23 protein-coding genes and 1 pseudogene are annotated in these 24,629 nt (G+C 35.3%); 11 read left to right on the top strand and 13 right to left on the bottom strand.

The features are described from left to right. Nucleotides 1–320: 320 nt before the first annotated feature. Nucleotides 321–581: a TIGR03643 family protein gene (locus I2F17_RS08665; RefSeq protein ID WP_196422347.1), complete on the bottom strand. Its 261-nt coding sequence runs from the start codon at nucleotides 579–581 to the stop codon at nucleotides 321–323. Nucleotides 582–1,079: 498 nt separating this feature from the next. Between I2F17_RS08665 and I2F17_RS08660 the strand changes: the two genes are divergently transcribed. Next, on the top strand, nucleotides 1,080–2,246 hold the full coding sequence (locus tag I2F17_RS08660; RefSeq protein WP_211139616.1) for a cysteine desulfurase family protein: 1,167 nt from the start codon (nucleotides 1,080–1,082) through the stop codon (nucleotides 2,244–2,246). 63 nt (nucleotides 2,247–2,309) lie between these two features. Next, nucleotides 2,310–3,308: a sulfate ABC transporter substrate-binding protein gene (locus I2F17_RS08655; RefSeq protein WP_211139615.1), complete on the top strand. Its 999-nt coding sequence runs from the start codon at nucleotides 2,310–2,312 to the stop codon at nucleotides 3,306–3,308. Nucleotides 3,309–3,414: 106 nt separating this feature from the next. On the opposite strand, the gene I2F17_RS08650 is transcribed toward I2F17_RS08655, so the two are convergent. Further along, a complete protein-coding gene (locus tag I2F17_RS08650; protein WP_211139614.1) occupies nucleotides 3,415–4,182 on the bottom strand; it encodes a glutathione S-transferase family protein in 768 nt (255 codons plus the stop codon). A gap of 153 nt (nucleotides 4,183–4,335) precedes the next feature. Here I2F17_RS08650 and ychF point away from each other — a divergent pair, with 153 nt between their 5' ends. Next, on the top strand, nucleotides 4,336–5,427 hold the full coding sequence (gene ychF / locus I2F17_RS08645) for a redox-regulated ATPase YchF (RefSeq protein WP_211139613.1): 1,092 nt from the start codon (nucleotides 4,336–4,338) through the stop codon (nucleotides 5,425–5,427). A gap of 67 nt (nucleotides 5,428–5,494) precedes the next feature. On the opposite strand, the gene map is transcribed toward ychF, so the two are convergent. Beyond that, nucleotides 5,495–6,289, bottom strand: coding sequence for a type I methionyl aminopeptidase (gene map, locus I2F17_RS08640; protein WP_211139612.1), 795 nt, complete (start codon nucleotides 6,287–6,289; stop codon nucleotides 5,495–5,497). Between the two features lie 246 nt (nucleotides 6,290–6,535). Here map and brnQ point away from each other — a divergent pair, with 246 nt between their 5' ends. The 3 genes and pseudogenes from brnQ to I2F17_RS12750 form a co-directional block, all read left to right on the top strand. After that, the gene (gene brnQ, locus I2F17_RS08635; RefSeq protein WP_211139611.1) at nucleotides 6,536–7,831 is read left to right on the top strand and encodes a branched-chain amino acid transport system II carrier protein; all 1,296 of its coding nucleotides are present in this window, start codon (nucleotides 6,536–6,538) and stop codon (nucleotides 7,829–7,831) included. Nucleotides 7,832–8,054: 223 nt separating this feature from the next. Continuing rightward, nucleotides 8,055–8,279, top strand: coding sequence for a hypothetical protein (locus I2F17_RS08630; protein ID WP_196422340.1), 225 nt, complete (start codon nucleotides 8,055–8,057; stop codon nucleotides 8,277–8,279). Nucleotides 8,280–8,416: 137 nt separating this feature from the next. Continuing rightward, nucleotides 8,417–8,552 (top strand): annotated as a pseudogene (locus I2F17_RS12750) (hypothetical protein); the annotation flags it as partial. Nucleotides 8,553–8,683: 131 nt separating this feature from the next. Here I2F17_RS12750 and I2F17_RS08620 read toward each other — a convergent pair. Further along, the gene (locus I2F17_RS08620; protein ID WP_211139609.1) at nucleotides 8,684–9,151 is read right to left on the bottom strand and encodes a hypothetical protein; all 468 of its coding nucleotides are present in this window, start codon (nucleotides 9,149–9,151) and stop codon (nucleotides 8,684–8,686) included. A gap of 183 nt (nucleotides 9,152–9,334) precedes the next feature. On the opposite strand from I2F17_RS08620, the gene purT reads away from it, so the two are divergent. Genes purT through dapC form a run of 3 tightly spaced genes read left to right on the top strand, consistent with a single transcriptional unit; the run spans nucleotide 9,335 to nucleotide 14,414 of the window. Then, nucleotides 9,335–10,537, top strand: a complete 1,203-nt coding sequence (purT, locus tag I2F17_RS08615; RefSeq protein WP_211139608.1) for a formate-dependent phosphoribosylglycinamide formyltransferase — start codon at nucleotides 9,335–9,337, stop codon at nucleotides 10,535–10,537. 24 nt (nucleotides 10,538–10,561) lie between these two features. Beyond that, nucleotides 10,562–13,234 (top strand): [protein-PII] uridylyltransferase, encoded by a 2,673-nt coding sequence (gene glnD, locus I2F17_RS08610; protein ID WP_211139618.1) that lies wholly within the window; start codon nucleotides 10,562–10,564, stop codon nucleotides 13,232–13,234. A 16-nt stretch (nucleotides 13,235–13,250) separates the two neighbouring features. After that, nucleotides 13,251–14,414, top strand: a complete 1,164-nt coding sequence (gene dapC, locus I2F17_RS08605) for a succinyldiaminopimelate transaminase (protein ID WP_211139607.1) — start codon at nucleotides 13,251–13,253, stop codon at nucleotides 14,412–14,414. A gap of 44 nt (nucleotides 14,415–14,458) precedes the next feature. Here dapC and I2F17_RS08600 read toward each other — a convergent pair whose 3' ends face one another. Then, on the bottom strand, nucleotides 14,459–14,929 hold the full coding sequence (locus I2F17_RS08600; protein ID WP_196422334.1) for an Lrp/AsnC family transcriptional regulator: 471 nt from the start codon (nucleotides 14,927–14,929) through the stop codon (nucleotides 14,459–14,461). 593 nt (nucleotides 14,930–15,522) lie between these two features. Here I2F17_RS08600 and I2F17_RS08595 point away from each other — a divergent pair. Together I2F17_RS08595 and I2F17_RS08590 are read left to right on the top strand one after the other, a co-directional pair. Continuing rightward, a complete protein-coding gene (locus I2F17_RS08595; protein ID WP_196422333.1) occupies nucleotides 15,523–15,825 on the top strand; it encodes an ArsR/SmtB family transcription factor in 303 nt (100 codons plus the stop codon). A gap of 778 nt (nucleotides 15,826–16,603) precedes the next feature. Further along, nucleotides 16,604–17,137 (top strand): DUF2058 domain-containing protein, encoded by a 534-nt coding sequence (locus I2F17_RS08590; protein WP_196422332.1) that lies wholly within the window; start codon nucleotides 16,604–16,606, stop codon nucleotides 17,135–17,137. Between the two features lie 39 nt (nucleotides 17,138–17,176). Here the strand turns inward: I2F17_RS08590 and miaE are convergent, their stop codons facing one another. The 8 genes from miaE to lepA all read right to left on the bottom strand — a co-directional run bounded on the left by miaE (nucleotide 17,177) and on the right by lepA (nucleotide 24,096). Continuing rightward, a complete protein-coding gene (miaE, locus tag I2F17_RS08585) occupies nucleotides 17,177–17,824 on the bottom strand; it encodes a tRNA-(ms[2]io[6]A)-hydroxylase (protein WP_211139606.1) in 648 nt (215 codons plus the stop codon). Then, the gene (gene pdxJ, locus I2F17_RS08580; protein WP_196422330.1) at nucleotides 17,812–18,549 is read right to left on the bottom strand and encodes a pyridoxine 5'-phosphate synthase; all 738 of its coding nucleotides are present in this window, start codon (nucleotides 18,547–18,549) and stop codon (nucleotides 17,812–17,814) included. Before pdxJ ends, miaE begins: the two co-directional genes overlap by 13 nt. A gap of 13 nt (nucleotides 18,550–18,562) precedes the next feature. Beyond that, nucleotides 18,563–19,267, bottom strand: a complete 705-nt coding sequence (gene recO, locus I2F17_RS08575) for a DNA repair protein RecO (protein WP_211139605.1) — start codon at nucleotides 19,265–19,267, stop codon at nucleotides 18,563–18,565. Continuing rightward, nucleotides 19,268–19,444 carry an NF038104 family lipoprotein gene (locus I2F17_RS08570; RefSeq protein ID WP_196422328.1) on the bottom strand — a complete coding sequence of 59 codons (177 nt, stop codon included), beginning with the start codon at nucleotides 19,442–19,444 and terminating at the stop codon, nucleotides 19,268–19,270. Nucleotides 19,445–19,469: 25 nt separating this feature from the next. Further along, the gene (gene era / locus I2F17_RS08565; RefSeq protein WP_196422485.1) at nucleotides 19,470–20,492 is read right to left on the bottom strand and encodes a GTPase Era; all 1,023 of its coding nucleotides are present in this window, start codon (nucleotides 20,490–20,492) and stop codon (nucleotides 19,470–19,472) included. Between the two features lie 2 nt (nucleotides 20,493–20,494). Next, on the bottom strand, nucleotides 20,495–21,199 hold the full coding sequence (gene rnc, locus I2F17_RS08560) for a ribonuclease III (RefSeq protein WP_196422327.1): 705 nt from the start codon (nucleotides 21,197–21,199) through the stop codon (nucleotides 20,495–20,497). A gap of 196 nt (nucleotides 21,200–21,395) precedes the next feature. After that, entirely contained in the window at nucleotides 21,396–22,259 is an 864-nt protein-coding gene (gene lepB, locus I2F17_RS08555; protein WP_211139604.1) for a signal peptidase I, read from the bottom strand. 16 nt (nucleotides 22,260–22,275) lie between these two features. Beyond that, nucleotides 22,276–24,096 carry a translation elongation factor 4 gene (lepA, locus tag I2F17_RS08550; RefSeq protein ID WP_196422325.1) on the bottom strand — a complete coding sequence of 607 codons (1,821 nt, stop codon included), beginning with the start codon at nucleotides 24,094–24,096 and terminating at the stop codon, nucleotides 22,276–22,278. Nucleotides 24,097–24,629: the final 533 nt, after the last annotated feature.

Here is a 24,629-nt window from a genome sequence, read left to right as displayed (position 1 = left end):
TTTGTCTGGTCTTGCAAATAAGCTATATTCAGATCATTGAGAGAAGAAACAAAACGAGGACGATGATGTCGCATAATCAAGATTCATGTTAAATGCACTGGTGTTACTTGCGATTTTAACATCATTGACAATAACCCCGACTGACGCACGAACATTGTCAATGATGAAGCAAGTAACATAATCAGCCATTATGCGAAATGAATGGTTTAAAAATTTGAGCGGCTAACAAATATTATTTTGATCTATAAAAACCGATCTTATATGTATTATTATAAATAATTTCAACTAGCCGCTTAAATTGAATCAATGAGTAATGCGTATTATACTTTGTACTGTCTAGATGAATATGCTCTGCTTACATCTGAAGATCTTAATTTAAGATGTTTTGTTTTCCTTTCTGTAACACGTTCACGCCATAAACGAAAACTACCTGGTTGCATATGGGTTCTCATCAGGTTTATAGTATCTGACTCTGTTAGACCAAATTGATACTCAATGGCTTCAAATGGTGTTCTGTCTTCCCATGCCATTTCAATCACTCTACATAGATCTTCAGCCGAAAAATGTTTTATTGATTTCATAATATATACCCTCTACTTGTTTTCTCTTTGTGCGCTTTTTTTGCTCTAAAGCACGTCTACTTATTTTGAAATAATAGTAAAACATTAAAATTTCATATGTACAATAAGTATTCATTGAAAACCAGCGTCTCTCTTGTAACATAAGGTAAAGCCTACTTTTCAGCGTATCATAATTAGACTTTGGCCAATAATAAGAATTGGCTGATGAGCCAAGATACTCGCCTTAAATTTTAATCGAATGACATGTAATAATGCTTATATAGATATAACATTTATGAAAATCTAAATCAGATAAAAAGCAATTGAATTTTAAATATTTAAATATAATTTTTTATTTATTTCAACGATGAATACATTAAATAAAAATATGAAATAATAGCCGTATAGCTGTCGTGATTTATAGTGATAAGAGCCCCTATCCATCACATTATGACTATGTCTTTTTAGCACTTTTTGTTATATTTAAATCATAAAAATTCATTTGGAGATGTTAGGGATATGAAACAGCAAATTTATTTAGATTATGCTGCAACAACGCCAGTTTATCCTGAGATTATAGAAATAATGGCACAAAGCCTTTCTTTTACTGGCACTTTTGGTAATCCTGCTTCAAGTGGACATTCTTTTGGAAAACAAGCAAAACAGCAAGTAGAACAAGCAAGACAAGACGTTGCTACACTCATTGGGGCTACATCAGATGAAATCATATGGACATCTGGTGCAACAGAATCTAACAATCTTGCATTAAAAGGTGTGACCGAGCGTTATAGCCATTTAGGTAAACACATCATCACAAGTCAGATTGAACATAAAGCGATTTTAGATAGTTGTGCTAAATTAGAAACACTTGGCTTTGATGTCACCTATCTCAAGCCAGAACCAAACACTGGCATTATTACACCTGAATCCGTACAAAATGCCATTCGTCCCGATACAATACTCATTTCATTAATGATGGTGAATAATGAAATAGGAACAATTACAGATATTAAATCAATTGGTTCTCTTGCTAAACAGAATAATATTTTTTTTCATGTAGATGCTGCACAAGCTGCAGGTAAACTCCCTATTGACGTACATACATTAAATATCGATCTATTAAGTTTATCTGCACATAAAGTATATGGTCCCAAAGGAATTGGTGCGTTATACGTTAATCATCAAAAAACATTTGAAATTGAGCCTCAAATCCATGGGGGTGGTCATGAACAAGGCTGTCGTTCAGGTACGTTGGCAACTCATCAAATTGTAGGTATGGGTGAAGCCTTTAAAATTGCACGAGTGAATTTAGAGACAGAACAAAAGCGATTAAAAAGACTACAGCATAAATTATTTGATGGATTAAATCGTCTTACAGAAATTGTATTAAATGGTGAACCCAATCAAAGTGTTTCTAATTATTTAAATCTTTCTTTTACAGAAGATCACTCGTTTATACTCATTAATGCGATTAAAACAATTGCAGCTGTATCTAGCGGCTCTGCATGTAATTCAGGTAAGGCAGGAGCATCACATGTTCTACTTGCAATTGGTCGCACAGAACATACTGCAAATAATGCTATCCGTTTTAGTTTTGGTAAATACACCACTGAAGATGATATAGATCATTTACTTCATTATTTAAAATACGTTAAAGAAAATACCAATGTCATTGTATTTAATTAATTACTCTTTTTTAAATATAAACATTAACTCATTCACAATTGATAATTCAATGATGGACTGTATATGAAAAAAGCACTTTTACTCGGAATGTTGAGTATTATTTTATCTTCGACACCTGCCCTTGCTGCTGAAACAAAAAGTTTTCTAAATGTTTCTTATGATCCAACTCGTGAGTTTTATAGAGACTATAATCAAGCGTTTGGTGACTATTGGTATAAAAGAACAGGGCAAAGAATTGATTTCAAACAATCACATGGTGGCTCAGGTAAACAAGCACGTGCTGTTGCAACAGGCCTCAAAGCCGATGTAGTTACTTTAGCTTTGGCGAATGATATTGATGAAATTTCAAATGCTGGATATATCAGAAAAGATTGGCAAAAACAATTCCCAAATAACTCTGCACCATATACATCAACTATTGTATATCTCGTTCGTAAAGGTAATCCAAAGCAAATTAAAGATTGGAAGGACTTAACCAAACCTGGGGTAGAGATTATTACACCAAATCCTAAAACAGGTGGTGCACCAAGATGGATTTATCTTGCTGCTTGGGGGTATGCACTAAAACAGCCAGGTGGGAATGATGAAAAAGCACGTCAATTGGTCACAGGAATTTACCAAAATGTGAAAGTATTAGACTCAGCAGCACGTGGATCTATGACAACTTTTACAGAGAGAAATATTGGTGATGTTTTGCTGACTTGGGAGAATGAAGCCTTACTTGCTCAAAAAAACTTACCTCAGGGAGAATTTGAAATAGTTTACCCTTCAATATCAATATTGGCTGAGCCATCAGTCGCTATTGTAGATAAAACAGTAGATAGTAATGGTAACCGTTTAATTGCGACAGGCTACTTAAACTTCCTTTACTCTCCTTTAGGCCAAGATTTAGCTGCTGAATATAACTTTAGACCGCGAAATAAAGAAGTTGCACAAAAATATGCTCACAAATTTCCAAAATTACAACTATTTACTATAGATTCTGTATTTGGAAGTTGGGCAAATGCACAGAAAATCCATTTTTCTAATGGTGGTGTTTTTGACCAAATTTATAAAAGATAGTCATCACAAACCATTTAAAAAAAGCACTATTTGAATAGTGCTTTTTAACGCCGTTTTTATATCTTTTATTGGATCTTTATAAAAATCTATCGTGATTATATATAAATTAAGTTCCTCTCCAGTCTACTCTCGCATTACGTTGGTTTTTATATATATCTATAACGTATTTACCTATAGGTAGTATGAAAATACTTTCTTTTAACTTCTCTATTTCAGATTTTGGATTTTGCTGTGATTTTTCAATTTCCCAAGGTGTTCCTTCTATATTCAAAAGGGGTGCAATCATGCTACAGACTGAAATATCAGCAAATGTAAAATGATCTTGGGTCATATATCCTGTATTGGTATTGATAAATTGTTGGTTTAATACATTTACACGATTCAAAATTGATTGTTTTAATTCAACCACATGGTTACTGTTTAATTCATATTGTTTCTTTAATACAAAAGAAAGCATGGGCTTGCTATATTTTTTAAATTTTTGTAAATAGCCTTTTTCTCCAAGTAGAATATCGACAGAGTCACTATTTTCTAAAATCATCTGACTTAAAATCCAACGCCGTACATCAATACCGAGCTGATTTGCCATATCATCGATCTTAAAAATATGCCTATTTATTGTTGGGTTTGTATGAATTAAATGGTTTTCTGGGTAGTGTTTTTCTAAATATTGCGCAATTTTTGTGGAATCATTGATCCAAAAATCATGATCGTGTAAAAGAGGTACAGTGTTGACACCAGCTTTACGTTGCGTGAAAATTCGATGCACACCAGGCGTGAGATTGTGCGCAACATAATCCAGTTCTTTGTAATCTAATAACCAACGTGATTTTTCACAAAAATGAGATAATGGAAATTGATATAAAGTACGCATATTTTTCTTTAATCTCCTTCCAAAGGATTTATTAATCACACCATTATAAGCAAAATTGCGCAGAAAATTATCATAAAAATACTTATTCCTGATTTTATTTTAACTTTGCGGTAGAATTAGCGACAATTCATACAACATTTTTGTGAGTATTTCATGGGTTTTAATTGTGGTATTGTTGGTCTACCAAACGTTGGCAAGTCAACACTTTTTAATGCCTTAACTAAAGCAGCAATTGCTGCTGAAAACTTCCCTTTTTGTACTATTGAGCCAAATACAGGAATTGTTCCTGTACCTGACTCGAGACTAGAAAAATTAACAGCAATTGTTAAACCACAACGTGTATTACCAACAACGATGGAATTTGTTGACATTGCAGGTTTAGTGGCGGGTGCTTCTAAAGGTGAAGGTCTAGGTAATCAGTTTTTAGCAAATATTCGTGAAACAGATGCTATTGCTCATGTAGTACGTTGTTTTGAAGATGAAAACGTTATTCATGTGAATGGAAAAATAGATCCTCTCGATGATATTTCAACCATAAACACTGAACTTGCACTTTCTGATTTAGAAACCGTAACAAAATCAATTACTCGATTAGCAAAAAGCGTTAAAAGTGGTGATAAAGATGCTATTGCTACCAAATCTGTATTAGAAAAAATTCTACCATTATTAAATGATGGTCTTCCTGCACGTGCAGCAGATTTAACAGAAGATGATCATAAGCTTCTTCGTGGTTATGGCTTATTAACATTAAAACCAACCATGTATATTGCCAATGTTGCTGAAGATGGATTTGAAAATAATCCATATTTAGATGCAGTTCGTGATCTTGCAAATAAAGAAAATGCGATTGTTGTACCGCTTTGTAATCAAATAGAAGCTGAAATTTCTTTATTAGAAGACGAAGACCGTGCTGAATTTTTAGAAGCCATGGATATGGAAGAGCCAGGATTAAATGTTGTCATTCGTGCTGGTTATCACCTACTTGGTTTACAAACGTATTTTACAGCAGGTGTTCAAGAAGTACGTGCTTGGACAGTTAAAGTGGGTGCAACAGGTCCAGAGGCAGCAGGTGTAATTCATACGGACTTTGAAAAAGGCTTTATTCGAGCAGAAGTAATTGCTTATGATGACTTTATTCAATTTAATGGTGAATCGGGTGCGAAAGATGCGGGGAAATGGCGTTTAGAAGGCAAAACTTACATTGTTAAAGATGGTGACGTAATGCATTTTAGATTTAATGTTTAAATATTTCTTAGGCTATTTTTAATTTCAAGCTGATAAACATTTTCAAATGTTTATCAGCTTTTTAAATTTAAATTTGAGGAAAAATGTCCGTGCCATTTGGCCAAGGTGTTAGAACTTCGAAACCATGTTCGGTCACTGCAATCATATGCTCCCACTGAGCGGAAAAAGATCCATCACGAGTAACCACTGTCCAACCATCACTGAGTTCATTTACCGCAGCTTTGCCCATATTTACCATCGGCTCTATGGTAAATACCATTCCTTTTTTTAACTTAAGCCCCTGCCCTTTTTGTCCATAATGTAAAATATTAGGCTGTTCGTGGTAACCTTTACCAATGCCATGCCCACAATATTCTTTCACAATACTGTAATTTTTCTTATGTGCAACAGATTGGATTGCAAATCCAATATCACCAAGTGTTGCTCCGGGTTTTACTTGATGTATTCCTGCTCTCATTGCTTCATATGTGGTTAAAATAAGTGATTCATATTCTGGCTTTATCTTCCCTACTGCATACATTCTGCTTGTGTCACCATAGTAGCCATCTTTAATAATCGCAATATCAATATTTACAATGTCACCTTCTTTTAAGATATCTTGGTCTGATGGAATACCATGACATACAACCTCATTCTTTGAAATACAGGTTGTTTTACTATATCCATGATAACCGATGTTTGCAGGTATGACTTTAAGCTGTTGAATAATAAAATGATGGCATATTTGATCTAAGTAAGCTGTAGATACCCCAGGTTTTACATGTTCTTTAATCATCTCAAGAACTTCAGCTGCGTATTTTCCGGCTATTCGTAGTTTTTCAATATCTTTTTCGGTTTTAATATTTACTTTACTATTTAGCATTTTGTCTCTCTTTAGAATATATAATTTACTTAGGCTATTTTGAGTAATCTAAGAATAAAAACTTACTTTTCAGTAAAGTACTCATTTAATATGTGCTCACTTTAACATTAAAAATACAGATTTAGTCTTTACATGATTTATTTTGAATAGATTGAGTTGCACCAAAATTAATCAAAAGGTAATTAATTTAATGTGTAATAGTATTTTTTGCACTAGAATAAAGCAATTTAGATTTTAGGCAAATTCATGAATCAATTGAATATCAAAGATATTTTAGCATTAGGTTTTATGACCTTTGCTTTATTTATTGGTGCAGGTAATATTATTTTCCCCCCAATTGTTGCACAACAAGCCGGTGAGCATGTTTGGTTGGCCTCTTTCGGGTTTCTAATTACAGCTGTAGGTTTACCTGTATTAACCATTATTGCGTTGGCTCGCGTAGGGGGTTCAATAGAATCATTGAGTTCTCCATTAGGTAAAGTTGCCAGTCTTATTTTAACGTTGACTTGTTATTTAGCTGTAGGCCCATTATTTGCGACCCCACGTACAGCTACTGTTTCATATGCAATAGGTATTGAGCCTCACTTTGGGCATGGTACTACCCCAACACTTATTTATAGTGCGATTTATTTTACTATTGTTGCAATTATCTCGTTATATCCACATAAAATTTTAGATACGATTGGTTATGTACTTGCACCATTGAAATTGATCGCTTTAAGTATCTTATGTATTAGCACTTTATTTATTTCACTACACTTTTTCTCTGCACCGACTGGGAACTATATAGATCGCCCTATTTCAGAAGGTTTAGTGAATGGTTACTTAACTATGGATACTTTAGGTGCTTTGGTTTTTGGTATTGTTATTGTACAAGCCGTTAAGTCACGTGGTGTTACAGAGTCCAAATTTGTTTTCAAATATACTGTCATTGCAAGTATTATTGCGGGTATTGGCCTCACTGCATTATATTTATGTCTATTTCGCTTGGGTGTACAAAGCTACCCTCTCACTCCAAATGCAACAAACGGCGCTGTTATTTTAAATGCCTATGTTGAACATGCTTTTGGTTCTTCAGGTACGATGTTTTTAACGGCATTAATTATTTTAGCATGTGTAGTGACTGCTATTGGTTTAACCTGTTCTTGTGCAAGTTATTTCCATCAATTGACTAAAATCTCTTATAAATTGCTTGTTTTAATACTTGCAGGCTTTGCTTTTATTATTTCAAATCTAGGTTTGGATCAACTTATTGCCTTTTCTGTTCCTGTGCTTACCGCAATTTACCCGCCTGCAATCATTGTTATTATTTTAAGCTTCTTTACACGCTTTTTTTCCAACCCACAACAGATTTTTATTCCTGTAACTGCAGTGGCTTTTATTTTTGGTGTTGTAGAAGGGCTAAAAGCATCTCGTTTTCAAAGTGTCGTTCCAAGCGTATTGCAAAAATTACCGCTTTCAGACCAAAATCTTGCGTGGTTCATTCCGTGTGTTATCGTTTTAATTATTGCTATTGTCTTTAGCAAAATTAAGAAATCTTAAATAAATGAGGGGGGAATTCCCCCCCTTACCGATATTATTTATTGATCTTTCACAATATACAATCATAAAAATTCAGCCATTTAATTATTTTAATTTCCATATTGGCCAACTATACACCAAGCTGTCATATTTTAGTAACAAAACAGTGGTAGCAATTTTTATTGCATTAATCATATAATAAACACACAATAATTTTTAATGTTTTGACTGGAGGACTGTCTTTATGAATTCAATCAAAGTTCAAGTAGATCAAATAAAATCTTACCCGAATATGATGCTTTATGTACTCACAACATGTGCGCTTATGCTGACTTTGGCAATACAAGGTACAATACAAGGTAATCTACAAGTAACTCACTTCTTTTATGCATTCTTGGCTTGTATTGCATTTGCTGTTTGGGCAATTGCCGACTTAAAAGCAAGACAATCACGAAAAAATCAAAGTTAATTGAGTATTAAATTTTACACTAGAATAACAGCAAGTTTATAAAGCCTTACGTTTATAAACTTGCTTAGTCCATCCAATATTCTTTATTCTTTCTAAAGGTAATATTACCTTTTATCTTTATACATATAGGGGTCAGAATGAAAAAAATCACCAGCTCTATCATTGCGTTAACTTTATCTGTTGTTAGTGCAACTGCTTTTGCGTGCCCTAAAGGCACAACACTACAAGGTGGACAAGGCCCGCACCATAAAGGCGGCAAATGTGTTACAGCGCAGGGAAATTCAATCAAAAAATCGAATGTAGAGAAGAAAACGGACACAACAGCAAAAAGTAAAATTGAAAAGCAAAAAGTATAATCATTCTACACAATTAGAAAAGGAAGGCTTAAGCCTTCCTTTTTCTCGTTAAAGGTCTTTACTATTTCCAAGCTCAGGGTTGTCTAGAGCACTTTTACACAATGTTTTATCTCTTAAATACGTTTTTTTTGTATTTTCTAAAATAGAAGGATTTTCTTGTGCCTGTATCGCACGTGCCACACTGTCTAAACTGACCATTGCCTTACGACACAATGCAAAATTTCCTTCAGCAACAGAATCCCCCATTTTTACATTAATCATCCAGCGGTTACCTAGCTCTCGTAAAGGCTTACGTACTTCATCGTCTATCTGATTTTGTTTAAATGAACCATCTAGCAGTTTTTCATCTAATGAAGTCATCAGTCCCCAACTTTCTTTGGCATACTGTGTTGCATCTTTAGTAAGTTTAGGTGCAGGTTTAATTACAACCTTTGGTTCATCTTTTTGATTACAACCTGTTAGTACAACAGCAGATATCATGATCAACATGACAGTTTGTTTCGTAATCGCCCACATGTGATTCATCTCTTATCATCATTACCTATGTTGAGTATGCTATAAGATTAATGAAATTGCCTCAATACTATGCTAGTTGTTCGATTGTCAAGCAAGCAACATTTATAATAGATTATTCAAATAATATGAATTGGGTTAGTATATTTAACCTTCGTGATACAACAATATATAAAGGAAAGGTCAATGAGCGTTACCATTGGTACACCACTACAATCTACCGCATTTAAAGTTTTACTTTTGGGCTCTGGTGAGTTAGGTAAAGAAGTGGTTATTTCGTTACAACGCCTAGGTGTAGAAGTTCATGCTGCAGATCGTTACGAAAATGCACCTGCAATGCAAGTTGCTCATTATTGTCATACGTTAAATATGGCTGATCCAACGGCGCTTAAAACACTCATTGATACTGTGCAACCCCAACTGATTGTGCCAGAAATTGAAGCCATTGCCACAGATGTATTAATTGAAATTGAAAACAATCACATCGCAACGGTCATTCCTTCTGCAAAAGCTGTAAGCCTTACTATGAATAGAGAAGGAATTCGTCGTCTTGCTGCAGAAGAGTTGGGACTTCCTACCTCTCAATTTAGATTTGCAGATTCTTTAGATCGTTTTAGACACGCTTGTCATGAAATTGGTTTTCCTAACTTTGTTAAACCTGTGATGTCATCTTCTGGCAAAGGCCAGTCCTTTGTAAAAAATGCAGATCAGATCGATGCAGCTTGGGAATATGCCATGCAAACTGCTCGTATTAATCAAGGTAAAGTTATTATAGAATCTAAAATTGATTTTGATTTCGAAATTACCTTACTCACTGTAAGAGCAAAAAACCCACAAACTGACATATTAGACACTCATTTTTGTTCGCCCATCGGACATCAACAACAAGACGGCGATTATATTGAAAGTTGGCAACCACAAGCCATGAGTGAAAACGCTTTACTCAAAGCCAAAGAGATTGCAGAAAAAGTAACGACAGCACTTGGTGGTTGTGGAATCTTTGGTGTCGAACTTTTTGTTAAAGGTGATGATGTATGGTTTAGTGAGGTCTCTCCTCGCCCTCACGATACTGGACTTGTCACACTTGCTTCACAATTCCAAAGTGAATTCGAGTTACATGCACGTGCTATTTTAGGATTACCCGTGAACACTACACAACATAGTATTGCAGCCAGTGCTGTAGTTTATGCAGGTGTCGATGGAGAAAATCTCAGATATCAAAACCTTGAACAAGCACTAAGCCATCCAGACAGTGATCTTCGACTCTTTGGAAAGCCTGAAGGGTTTAAAACACGAAGAATGGGGGTTGTTACTGCACGTGCAACCAATACAGACGAAGCACGACACATTGCAAGAGATGCAGCACAAAAAATCACTGTTAAAGCATAAACACTCAGGCCAATCTTTATGAACATGAATACAACGTCTCTTTCAGACTATCTGGCAAATCATCAAGCAAATGCATCTATTCAACAGTGGCATCAGCACATTGAACAACAATTTGACCATTATTATTTTGAAAATGGAACCAGTATTCGCCATATTGTATTGGCTAGATCCCATGCTATAGACGAAAGCCTACGTTTACTTTGGCAACAAGCAGGTCTTGAATCATCAGAGATTTGCTTATTTGCTGTCGGTGGTTATGGCCGTCAAGAAATGCTGCCATATTCAGATGTTGATATTATGCTATTTTCTGAACATGAGCTGAATACAAGCCAAGAACATTCGATTTCAAAATTTATTGCATCATTATGGGATACAGGATTTAAACCCGGCGTTAGTGTACGTACCGCACAATCTTGTATTGAACAAGCAAAACAAGATATTACCATTGCAACATCATTGATCGAATCTCGATTAATTGTTGGTGATGAGCGTTTTTCTCGTTGGCCTAAACAAATGGTCAGCCAAACATGGACAGACCGTGCATTTTTTGATGCCAAAATGACAGAGCAAAAGAAACGTTACTCACAACACAATTATACCGAAAGTAATCTTGAGCCAGATATTAAAAATGCGCCCGGTGGCCTTCGAGATATGAATCAAATTGCATGGGTGGCCAAGCGACACTTTAGAGTAAATCGTATTTATGACCTTGTTCATTTAGGCTTTATTTCAGAGTTTGAATTAAAGATTTTAGAAGAGGCAGAAACCTTCTATTGGGAAATCAGACATTATCTACATCGCTTAACCAAAAGAGATGAAAATAGACTGTTATTCGATTATCAAAAAGAAATTTCTAGTAAATTTGGCCATATTCATTTAAAAGAACAAGAACAACCTACAAATCACGGCGTTGAACAGTTTATGCGCCGTTATTATCGTAAAGCACAACAAGTCGCCACACTCAATGAAGTGTTACTCGCCTTTTTCAATCAGTCCGTGATAGAGCCACGCTCTAAAGACTATATCAAACAAGTCACTGTTCTCAATGAACGATTTACAATCACAGACCATAAAATTGCGGTACAACATCATCGAGTATTTTCTGAAAATCCAAGCGCCATTTTAGAAATATTTCATCTGATTGCAATACACCCAGAAATTAAAGGCATACGAGCACGTACATTACGCTTACTGGTATTGGCTGCAAAAAATATAGATGAACACTTTAGACAACAACCTGAACATCAAGCCTTATTTTTAAAAATCATACAGTCGTCAACCCGTCTATATGAAACATTGTCACACATGCGTAGATATGGCATTTTAGGCAAGTATTTACCCGCCTTTGGCCAAATTATGGGACTCATGCAATATGACTTATTCCATATCTATACGGTAGACCAACACACCCTTTTTCTTATTCGTAATTTAGAACGCTTTAAAGAACCTGAATTTGCTAAAGACTTTCCTGTAGTCAGCTCCGTCTATCAACGTCTTAAAAAACGAGATGTGATTATGATTGCAGCACTCTTTCATGATATTGCAAAAGGCCGTAACGGTGACCATTGTATTTTAGGTGCAGAAGATGCTCGCCAATTTTGTAAGATGCATCGTATTAGTGATGAAGACACTCATCTGATTGCATGGCTCATCGAAAATCACCTACTCATTTCACTTACAGCACAAAAAAAAGATATTTCAGATCCAGACGTCATTCAAGAGTTTGCATCTAAACTCAAAGATATGGATCATCTAGACTATCTATATACCCTTACGGTTGCAGACATCAATGCAACCAACCCCAAATTGTGGAATACATGGCGTGCGTCTTTAATGCGCCAACTTTATACACAAACCCGCGAAGTGATTCGAAAAGGTATAGATCGTCCTGTAGACTATCAAATGCTCATAGAAGACACTAAATTTTACGCAAGTGAGCGATTAGTACAAGATTTCTCATTACAGCGTGTTGAAGCAGTGTGGCAAGCACTAGGTGATGAATACTTCTTAAAAGAGTCTGTTGATGATGTCACATGGTGTACACATGCAATACTAGAACATAATCAAGATACTCAACCCCTCATTAAATTACGTGCTCAGCGTAAAACAGCACAAGATGCCGTACAAATTTTTATTTATACACAAGATAAACCCAATCTTTTTGCAACAACAGTCGCTGTATTAGATCGTATGAATTTAGATGTACAAGATGCGCGAATTATTACCTCTAAAACTGATTTTAGTTTAGATACTTATATTGTGTTAGATCGTTTTGGTACTTTACTCACAGACCCAGAACGTCAAAAAACGGTCATCCAAGCCTTGTCAAATGCGTTAAGTCATGTGGATGAATATCCAAATCTCATGCAAAGACGTATTCCTCGACAGCTTAGACACTTTAATATTGAAAATATTGTGAATATTAAAATAGATGACGTACTTAAACAGCATGAAATAGAAATCTCCACGTTAGATCACCCAGGTCTACTCGCCAAAATTGGTGGACTATTTATGATGCAAGGACTAGACATACATTCAGCAAAAATTGCCACACTCGGTGAAAAAGTCGAAGACATTTTTTATGTCACCAAAAAAAATGGAATGCTAATGTCGGATGAGGAGTCTACACATTTTGCGTTCCAATTAAAGTCTGCACTTGATGAAGCTTCAAACCAAGTGACCAATTCAACACCATAAAACCAGTAGTTAATTTATGAATACCTATTTAGATCAGTTACATCCATACCCATTTGAAAAACTTAACCTACTTTTTCAAGAGATTACCCCTGCCAATTTACCCGCTATTTCACTGTCTATTGGTGAACCCAAACATCCTGCACCACAATTTGTCATAAATAGCTTGGCTGAAAATTTTCAGCATTTGTCGAGCTACCCTGCAAGTAAAGGTTTACTCGAACTGCGTCAAGCAATTGCATCTTGGCTCACACAGCGATTTCATTTACATCACATCAGTGCAGAGCAACACGTGCTTCCTGTTTCGGGTACCAGAGAAGCCATCTTCTCTTTTATTCAAGCAATGGTCAGTAAAGATGATTATGTGGTCATGCCTAACCCATTTTATCAGATCTATGAAGGTGCAACATTACTTGCTGGTGCAACACCTTACTTTATTAATTGCACTGAAGAAAATAACTACTTAGGTGATTTTGATACTGTACCTCAGCATGTTTGGGAAAAAACAGCAGTTTTATTTATCTGTACCCCGGGTAATCCTACAGGTGCAGTAATGTCCTGTGAACAACTAAAAAAACTCATTCAACTCTCAGATCAATACAATTTTATTATTGCATCAGATGAGTGCTATTCAGAGCTTTGGTTTGAGCACCCCCCTGTTGGACTATTAGAGGTTTGTGCAGAGATGGGACGTCACGACTATAAAAATTGTGTTGTATTTCATTCGTTATCCAAACGCTCTAACCTACCAGGAATGCGCTCAGGCTTTATTGCAGGTGATGCCAATCTCCTAGCCCCTTATTTAAAATATCGAACATATCATGGTGCAGCCATGCCTGTTCAGCATCAAATTGCCTCTACACTGGCCTGGGCAGATGAACAACATGTTGCAGATAATAGAGCTTTGTATCAAAAAAAGTTTCAGTTATTCCAACATGAATTAGGTCATTTACTACCCTTAGTAAAACCCGATGCAGGATTTTACTATTGGCTAAAAGTAGATAATGATGAAAAATTTGCCCAACATTTAATGCAACATGCAAACATTAAAGTATTACCAGGTCGCTATCTTTCTAGAGATACAACTCATGGCAACCCAGGGGAAAACCATGTACGTATGGCTTTGGTGGCAGATATTGAACAATGTGAACAGGTAATACAGCGATTAAAAAACATTTTATAAAAATAAAAGCAGAGGCGATTTCATTCGCCTCTGCTGATCACCACTCAAACACGGCTGAGCATGTGTTGACAGTTAAAGACGTTATACTTTTTGATCACAAAACTTGAATGTAATGCCGTTACATTTTCTATTTTAGCTACACGTTTAAGTAAAATCTCACTGTAATTTTCCATATCTTTTGCCAATAGCTCCACAATAAAATCTGCACTTTGCCCTGTGACCAAAAATGCATTAATCACCTCTGGAATAGCTTCAAGTTCAGCCAAAAATCGATCAAAAGTTTCACTGTCATGTTTACTTAAAGATACTTGTAAGAGAATGTGTAGTTTGAAGCCTAATTTATGATAATTAATTTCACGTTTTAACCCTGTCATCATGTCAGATTCAATCAATATTTTAATACGACGATGTACGGAGCTAATTGATAAATTAACACGTTCAGACAGTTCATTGAGGTTTAAGTCTTCGTGGGTCAGTATTTCGAGAATCTGTTTATCAAAGCGGTCTAGTTGCATATTTTTCTCTGGATATAGTGAAAAATATTCGAGAGCAAGATGAGCATTATTATTTTAAAGTCAAGGGAAAACTGACTGTTTACTCTTAGTCGTTACTGTGTTGTACACGGTATACCATCCAACAAATGGGTAAATTTGTTTTCTCTAAAAGCCGAGTTCAGACCTTTTGGGTCAAATTTACGATATCTCCCAATACCATAAACTATTCTCTCGATCCCTCTTACACCCTAATTCATAATATAGCGTAAGTGATATCGAATTATTTTCCTTCGTTGCATTAATTTTTACCGATTTTTAAAAATTTTTCCACAAATAAATAAATAATTTATAAAATTTCTCATCTTGCATCCATATCAATGAATTTTTATGAATTTAAATAGATTTTCTGATATTTATTTCCATCAAACAGATTTCACCATTTAGTAGTTCAAAGATACCGTTAATTGAGTTAAATATGAAATTAAGCTCAATACAATTAAATAACACAAAATAAGGCCTGATATTTACGCTTTTATATGACAAATCCATCTTTTATGCATAGATATTTTGTATATTTTCAATCAATAAATGTATAGATTAAGGATGTCATTTAAATGGATACTGCAATGAATATGAATGTGGTGCGAACACAATCAAATGATATTGTCATTATGTTAAAATCTTTGGCCAATCAAGATCGATTAATTATTTTAAGTCACCTACTTCAAGAGGAATTAAATGTCTCTGAAATTGAACATAAAACAAAAATTTTGCAACCAACATTGTCTCAACAACTGATGATTTTACGCAAAAATGGCGTTGTCACAACACGTCGGTCGGGCAAGCAAATCTTTTATTCGATAAAAGATCCACGCTTTCATACTATTTTAAATAAAGTATCTCAGTTTTATCAGTAATCGATAACACTTTTATGAGGGTATATACCTTTGCAGCCATGCACAATTATATAACTCATCCTAAAGGGATAGGAAATCCGATGAAGTTAATGTTTTATATATTTTGATCTAAATTATTTCCCTTCACCATCTTGTATTACAAATAAGGTGGTTTCACCTAAAAAGATCAGCGTAAACAACCCGAATCCTGTTTAATAAATTCAATTAAATTATTGTTTTATATATTTTTATATCAAATAAATGCTTGGCCGTACAGTCTAGTATAACGAGTAAAGTGATTTCCCTTTAAAAAACAGTTGTGAGTGACTAAAAGTATATGCTACATAATTTCAATATTTGATCAAAATACCATAAGTAAATGATTTTAAAATAAAAGCTTAAAACAGGATTCGGATTAAATAATATAATATTGATGCTATATCAATACGCTATATAAAATAATACCAAGCATTAACCCACACCAAGCAATGATCTTTGCATTCAAATCATTTAATCCTGATTTCAAGCTAAAAATAAGCAAAAGAATTGGAATATTAATAGGTGAAAAATACAAGAGTATAGATATTGAAATAAGTGCTTATCGGTGATTAAAGTTAACGAACATATCAGTATGGTTTTAACGCAAGATACATATGTGTGATCTGATGCATAAATAAACTTCATTAGACCTTTTTATATTCAAGCCCATCTAAGTCAGATAGACAGCACGAAATAGACATAAATCAGATTTTTTATGCGTATAATAGACATATATTTTTGAATATATGTGGAAGATATAATGGTTAAAAATGCATTACAAGCTCAGCTTCTCAAAGCAGGTTTGGTTGACTCAAAAAAAGCTAAGAAGCTGTCTAAACAAGCACAACACGAACAACGCACAGGGCAAGACCATAAAGCAGAATTAATGGCAGATCTTGAAAAAAATAAACAATCAAAACAACAAAAAGATATTGAACTTAATGCAGAAAAACAAAAAAAAATAGAAGAAAAAACACTCAAAGCAAATATTCAACAAATGATTCAACAACATAAAATTGAAAAAACTGAGGGTGATATTGCCTATCAATTTGTTGACGATCAGAAAATCAAAAAAATATATATCAATCAACAAGTATATAATGCCCTTGTTGCAGGCAGTTTAGTGATTGCTAAAACCACACCATATGCTTTGCTTGCAAAAGCGTTGGCTGAACGTATCGATCAAAAAATGCAAGGTTTCATTTTATGGAATAAATCTGAAGACAATACACTCACCACCGATGAAAATGACCCATATGCAGCGTATGTTATTCCTGATGATTTAATGTGGTAATAAAAAAAGTCATGACTTTTGGGTCATGACCTCTTGTTATTAAGCGACAGGCACGCCACTATGAAAACGAAACACAGGATCTGGTGATAAAATCAGGTCTTGTTCTACTGTTTTAAAGTATTCAATACGTTCTGCAATGGTTTCATTGATATTTTTAAGTTTGTGCGTTGTCGCAACATCTTTTGCTAAGGCAATGTAATCTTCAAAATGCCTTGATTCAGACTTAAGTAAATATCTGTAGTATCGGCCTAGCTCATCATCTACAATGGGTGCCAAAGCATAAAATCGTTCACATGAACGTGCTTCTACAAATGCACCAATAATTAAAATATCGATCAAAGCCTCTGGTTCGTAAGTGCGCACTTCTTTACGCAGTCCACCTGCATACCGTCCTGCACTTAAAGCCTGCCAAGATTGGCCACGTCTGTGCATAAAACCAAGCACTTGCTCGTAATGTAACATTTCTTCACGAACAAGCTGAGCCAATCGCACTTGTAAGTCTGAGAAAAAACTATACCGAAACATCAAATTCATTGCTGTACTTGCTGCTTTTTTTTCACAATTTGCATGGTCTTGCATTAATAATTCGAGATTATTTTTTGCTTCGTCCAACCACGCTTGTGGTGTATTGCAGCCTAAAAAATGTATTACAGGCTGCATCAACTGATCGTAATCTATGCTTGACATATCTTCTCTGCGTGTAAAATGGCCTCTTTCATTTGCTTTACTGCAGTCTCTAACCCAACAAAAACGCTTTCGGCAATAATTGAGTGCCCAATATTTAATTCATGGATGTCTTTAATTTTTGCAATTGGCGCAACATTATTGAGATTTAATCCATGCCCTGCGTTCACAATTAAGCCTTTTTGTGTTGCATAAGCTACAGCTGAAATAATACGTTGTAATTCAGCTTGCTGTAATTCAGCCGATGCTTCCGCATATGCACCTGTATGTAACTCAATCGTAGGTGCACCGCATGCTACAGCAGCATCAATTTGTTTGAAATCAGCATCAATAAAGAGTGAAACATCACAACCTATTTCTAGTAATGCTTGTGTTGCTGTACGTACCTTTTCAAATTGACCAACTACGTCTAATCCACCTTCTGTGGTTAATTCTTGACGACGTTCAGGCACAAAACAAATGTGCTGTGGTCGAATCTCTTTAGCAAAACTGACCATTTCATCTGTAACAGCGATTTCTAAATTCATGCGTGTATTGAGTAAAGGTCGCATACGTCTTACATCATCATCTTGTATATGCCGACGATCTTCTCTTAAATGCAATGTGATACCCTCTGCACCTGCTTGCTCACAACATAATGCAGCTTTTATAGGGTCGGGATAGCAAGTGCCACGTGCTTGTCTGAGTGTTGCGACATGGTCAATGTTTACACCGAGCAAAATAGGCATAGTTTTTTCCTGGTTAATATTGATTTTGGTAATACTGTAGCCACAATTGACGGCTTTTTAAAGGGCGATCGCCCAATAAATGACTGATCATTTGGCGATATAAACGCCCTAAAATGAACAGTTGTGAATCTGTGAGAGAACTTTGTGAAAAAAGGTGTTGTAAGGTTAAAATATCTTTGCCCTTAAATGCGGATGGATTTTGGGTATGTAAAAATCCCTGATGAATAACAAATTGATAATAAGCTTGTTCAATCAATGGCTCCCCTACACTATTGATATTAAAGTCAATATCATAACCAAGTTCTTTTAATAATACATACTCAAATTGGCGTAGTAATTGTTTGAGATAATTTTTATTTTGTTGATTTTCATGTAAATATTGCAAAGAGGTCACAGTAAGGTGATATTGCTGGTATAGGTCAACTAGAGCATCTTCTAATGGGCATAATCTCAAGATGAGCTCATTTAAATAAAAACCACAAAAATGGGCTTCGCCATGCAAAAATATAGGCTGATGATCTATTTCAGCGTGGTTAAATGTTTTTAAAGCCGACTTTCCTGATGCATATAATACGACAGGTTGAAAAAGTGGAGGAAGTGCTTGGCGTAATACACCATCAATACGACCATACTCTTGACTAAAGAAATGGATAATGTGGCTACGTTCTTTATACTTACGCGCATGAATCACATAACCATGTAAAGACTGGTTACGCATTTAATCTTTTGACTTTTTATTATCACTGTCTGGAATAGCAGCATCTACTACTGCCGCCGTACCTTTTACAACGCCTTTTGTTGTTTTATACGCAACTTTAACGGGAAAGGTCACAACACTCGTAATACAACCTTGTAGTAATAAAATACATACGAGTATTGAAGATACTTTCATCATGACCTTACCCTCTGTTAGACCGTTACTATATATCGCTATAACCTAAACTTTTAAGTGCGCGCTCATCATCAGACCAGCCGCCTTTCACTTTTACCCAAAGTGTAAGCATGACTTTGTGCTCAAACATCTTTTCCATATCAATACGAGCTTCCATACCAATTTTTTTCAATTTCGCACCTTTATCACCAATTACAATGGCTTTTTGCCCGATACGATCTACAAAAATTGTCGCATCTACATACATACAAGCAGGTTTAACCTTTCCTGTTTTAGGATGTACAGTAGATTGTTCCGTTTTAAAGGATTCGATTTGCACAGTCAAATCATACGGTAGCTCTTCACCAAGCTGACGCATAATTTTTTCACGAATAATTTCACTGGCTAAAAAGCGTTCTGAACGATCAGTCACTTGGTCAAAGGCATACAATGGTTGACCAAATGGTAAGTATTTAGAGATGGTTTCCCTTAAATGCTCTAAATTTGCTCCTCTTAATGCAGAAACAGGAACAATTTCCACAAAGTTCATCAGTTTAGTACGTTCTTGAATCAATGGTAGCAATGATTTTTTGTCTTCTAAAGTATCAATTTTATTGATGACCAAAATCACAGGCATTTCAGCATTTGCAAGTTTTTCAAGAACGAGCTCGTCATTTTGAGTCCATTTTTTACCATCAATCACAAACAAAACTAAATTAACATCACGTAATGCCGAATAGGCAGCTTTGTTCATCATTTTATTCATGACACGCACTTCTTTTTTGTGCATACCCGGTGTATCTACATATACAGCTTGTGATGTCTCACGACTATCAATACCAATGATTTTATGACGTGTCGTTTGTGGTTTACGAGAAGTAATTGAAAGTTTTTGTCCCAACAAATGGTTCATCAACGTCGACTTACCCACATTAGGGCGACCTACAATCGAAACAAAACCGCTTTTAAAATCGGCTGGAATTTTAATATCTTGTGAACTAAAAAATTGATCTATTAGATCATTTTTTTCAGGTGCTGGATTGTTGTCATCATTTTGTTGATCAGATGGCATCGTCATGCAGTTTTTTGCTCCAATAATTTCAAAATTTCTGCCGCTGCGGCTTGCTCTGCAAATCTTCGGCTACTTCCTTCACCATACACTACCGAAAAGTCACTCACTTGACATAAAACTTGGAAGTGTTGGTTTGGTGCATCACCTTGAATATGGGTAACTTCGTAGATTGGTAGAGGTTTCTTACGAGCTTGCAAGTATTCTTGCAAGCGGGATTTAGGATCTTTTAGCTGATCTGTTGGTTCAATATGGCTTAAATATGGATAGTACCAACGCAGTATAATCTCTTTAAGAACATCTAGCTGGCCACAGTCTGTGTAAATTGCACCAATAATTGCTTCTACAGTATCTGCTAAAATAGATTCACGGTGATGACCACCTGACTTAAGCTCGCCTGTGCTCATAATTAAATGTTCACTCAGCTTTAGGTCATTGGCAATTTTTCCTAATGCTTCTTGCCTCACCAAAGTTGCACGCATTCGGGTTAAACGCCCTTCATTTTCATGCGGATAACTGTGGTATAGATAATCTGCAATGATCATACCTAACAATGAGTCACCTAAGAATTCTAAGCGTTCATAGTTATATTTGTGACTTACTGAACGATGTGTTAAAGCAAGCTGTAATAAATCAGCACTTTGGAATTCATAGCCAATATTTAACGCTAATCGCTGATAGTTCAACTTTTTAAATGGTCCTTTAGTCAACTGCTCTCTCGAAAGTTAAAGGAGGATCTTGTGCTTTTACGCCGTTGATCCTTGAGTCTATATATTTTATTACACCGAATGTTTGATCTTGCTTGTTATCTAATGGTGGTTTCACCATTAGATATAAAAATAAAATGTCTTTGGCGTAGGAATGAATGTGTTGTATCTTACCATAAAATTGCGGTAAATATTACAGTTACTTAATTGCACCATTACGACTAAACGTTGGTAAATTCCAGCCAGGTTCTTTATGCATCCACACATAAATTGCACGGCCCGTTAAGTTTTCTTCAGGAATAAAGCCCCAGAAACGACCATCTGAACTTTCATCACGATTGTCACCCATCGCAAAATAATGTCCTTGTGGTACAGTAACTGACCAATCTGCGCCATTACTACGAATAAATGTTGAATTATCTTTTGCAACAAAAGGAATTAAAGATGCATCATTTTGGCTTTGGGCATAATTGAACTGTTCAATCAGTGGGTTTCGATCAGTTAAATAGCGTACTAAATGTTGATGCTCACCTAATGTTTCTAAGCGATAATTGGTAGAAAATGAAGACATTTTATCTTTTTCACGACTAAAATTAGTTTCGACTGAAACCACCTTTTGACCGTTAATAAATAATGTGCCTGCTCTAAAGTCAATTCGGTCACCCGGTAAACCAACAACGCGCTTAATATAGCTAATGCTTGGTTTAACAGGATAACGAAATACGATCACTTCACCACGTTGTGGCTCGCCTATGTCTATCACTTTTTTATTGATCACAGGTAAACGAACACCATAATCAAATTTATTCACCAAAATATAATCACCTGTTTCTAATGTTGGAACCATAGAGTCAGATGGAATATTAAATGGTTCAAATAAAAATGAACGTAAGACCAGTACAATCGCCAAGACAGGCCAAAAATCATATGCCCATGTTATGATAAAATTTTCATTACCACGTCCGTTATTTTCACGTTGCTTAAATAAAAATTTATCTAGTAACCATACTATAAATAAAATTAAAGTTACGGGAACGAGGATTAAATTAAAATCAAAATCCATGGGCTTATCCTAATGATTATTTTTTATCAATTTGCAGTGCGGCCAAAAAGGCTTCTTGTGGAATTTCCACACTACCGACTTGTTTCATTCGCTTTTTACCTTCTTTTTGTTTTGAAAGCAATTTTTTCTTACGAGAAACGTCACCGCCATAACATTTTGCTAACACGTTTTTACGCATTGCTTTTACAGTAGAACGAGCAATAATTTGTGCACCAATTGCAGCTTGTATTGCAACATCAAACATTTGACGAGGAATTAAATCTTTCATTTTTTCAACCAATGAGTTTCCTCGTTGGCGGGCTTCATTTCGATGACAAATCATTGCTAGAGCATCGACTTTATCGCCATTGATTAACACATCTACTTTGACTAAGTTTGAACTTTGAAAGTGTGTAAAATTATAATCTAGCGATGCAAACCCTCTTGAACAAGATTTCAACTTGTCAAAGAAGTCCATGACAACTTCAGCCATTGGAATATCAAATGTAATAGACACTTGATTACCTAAATATTTCATGTCTTTTTGTACACCACGACGTTCAATCGCAAGGGTAATAACATTACCTAAATATTCCTTAGGCACCAAAATATGACATTCAGCAATAGGCTCTCTTAGGTCTTCAACCAACGTACCATCTAACATTTTCGATGGACTATCAATATATACTACTTCACCGCCTTTGGTTAGGGCTTCGTAAACAACAGTCGGTGCAGAGGTAATTAAATCTAAGTTATATTCACGTTCTAAACGTTCTTGCACAATTTCCATGTGCAACATACCTAAGAAACCACAGCGAAAACCAAAACCTAGCGCATCTGAGCTTTCAGGCTCAAAGAAAAGTGCAGAATCATTAATTTGTAACTTTTGTAAAGCTTCACGAAAAGGTTCAAAGTCACTTGCATCAATCGGAAATAGACCCGCATATACTTGTGGTTTAACTTTTTTAAACCCAGGTAAAGAAGTTACTTCAGGCGTACCTACTAAAGTGATGGTATCACCTACAGGTGCACCAAAAATATTTTTGATCCCTGCAATGACAAAGCCAACTTCGCCTGCTTCAAGCATGCCTGTTTCCGTATGTTTTGGACTAAACACACCTACTGAAGTAACAACATGTGATTGCCCCGTAGATTTCACAAGCATTTTATCGCCTTTGCGAATACGACCTTGCTTAATACGAACAAGAGAGACTACACCTAAGTAATTATCAAACCATGAGTCGACGATTAGTGCTTGCAATGATGCATCTCTGTCTCCTTCTGGAGCTGGAATGACATCAACTAAGCGTTCTAAAACATCTTTAACTCCAAGCCCTGTTTTTGCAGAACAAGTTGGTGCTTCTGTTGCTTCTATACCAATAATTTCTTCGATTTCATGAATTACTCGCTCAGGTTCTGCTTGTGGCAAATCAATTTTATTGAGCACAGCAAGTACTTCAAGACCTTGATCGATTGCAGTATAGCAGTTTGCAACAGACTGTGCTTCTACACCTTGTGCTGCATCTACCACTAAAAGTGCACCTTCACATGCGGCTAATGAGCGAGAGACTTCATAAGAAAAATCCACGTGGCCTGGCGTATCAATAAAGTTTAATTGATATTCTTTTCCATCAGAATGCGTGTAATACAATGTGACTGACGCAGCTTTAATGGTGATACCACGTTCACGTTCAATATCCATTGAATCGAGAAACTGTGCTTGCATTTCACGGTCTTGCAATGCGCCACACATTTGAATGAAACGGTCAGCCAAAGTCGACTTACCATGGTCAATGTGAGCAATGATAGAGAAATTTCGTATATTACTGATATTTACAGATTTTTTAGTTACAGCCATGAATCACTCAAAATATATGTACACAATCATGTACTTAATGACTAAAGTATTCATGACGTGTAAGAATTAAAATCTTAATAACGCAACAGTATAAACAGCTATACCAAAAAAAACATCGCTTTTGTAAAAAACTTATATTTTTTCTATTATAAAACAGCATAATCGCTCAATTATAGTAAATTTGAAGTGTATTTTGAATGAAGATTGAATCATCATTTTGTTTTTCATGCTTTTCATTTGCATGTATTTAATGTTTAAACGACACTGAACTTTACTTTTTATGTTTTAAAATTTACTGACTGATATCATTTTTCATTACATTATTAAAGATTAAGTGACAATAATCACTGATTCAAAACTTATTCACCAACTATAAACACCCACTTCAATTACAACATCGTTCAACATCATAGAAAAATGACACTGACTCAATATAGAAGTTTGACTAACTTACGAAAAAAATTGTTGTATGCTGTTGACGATATATATTTTTCGGATTTGAAATGAATTCAATCTTCAAAATTTTATAAAAA

The organism is Acinetobacter baretiae (genome assembly GCF_015627105.1).
GTDB classification, from domain to species: Bacteria; Pseudomonadota; Gammaproteobacteria; order Pseudomonadales; family Moraxellaceae; genus Acinetobacter; species Acinetobacter baretiae.
The sequence above is the reverse complement of the archived record's forward strand: the minus strand, read 5'-3'. Positions and strand labels throughout refer to the sequence as shown.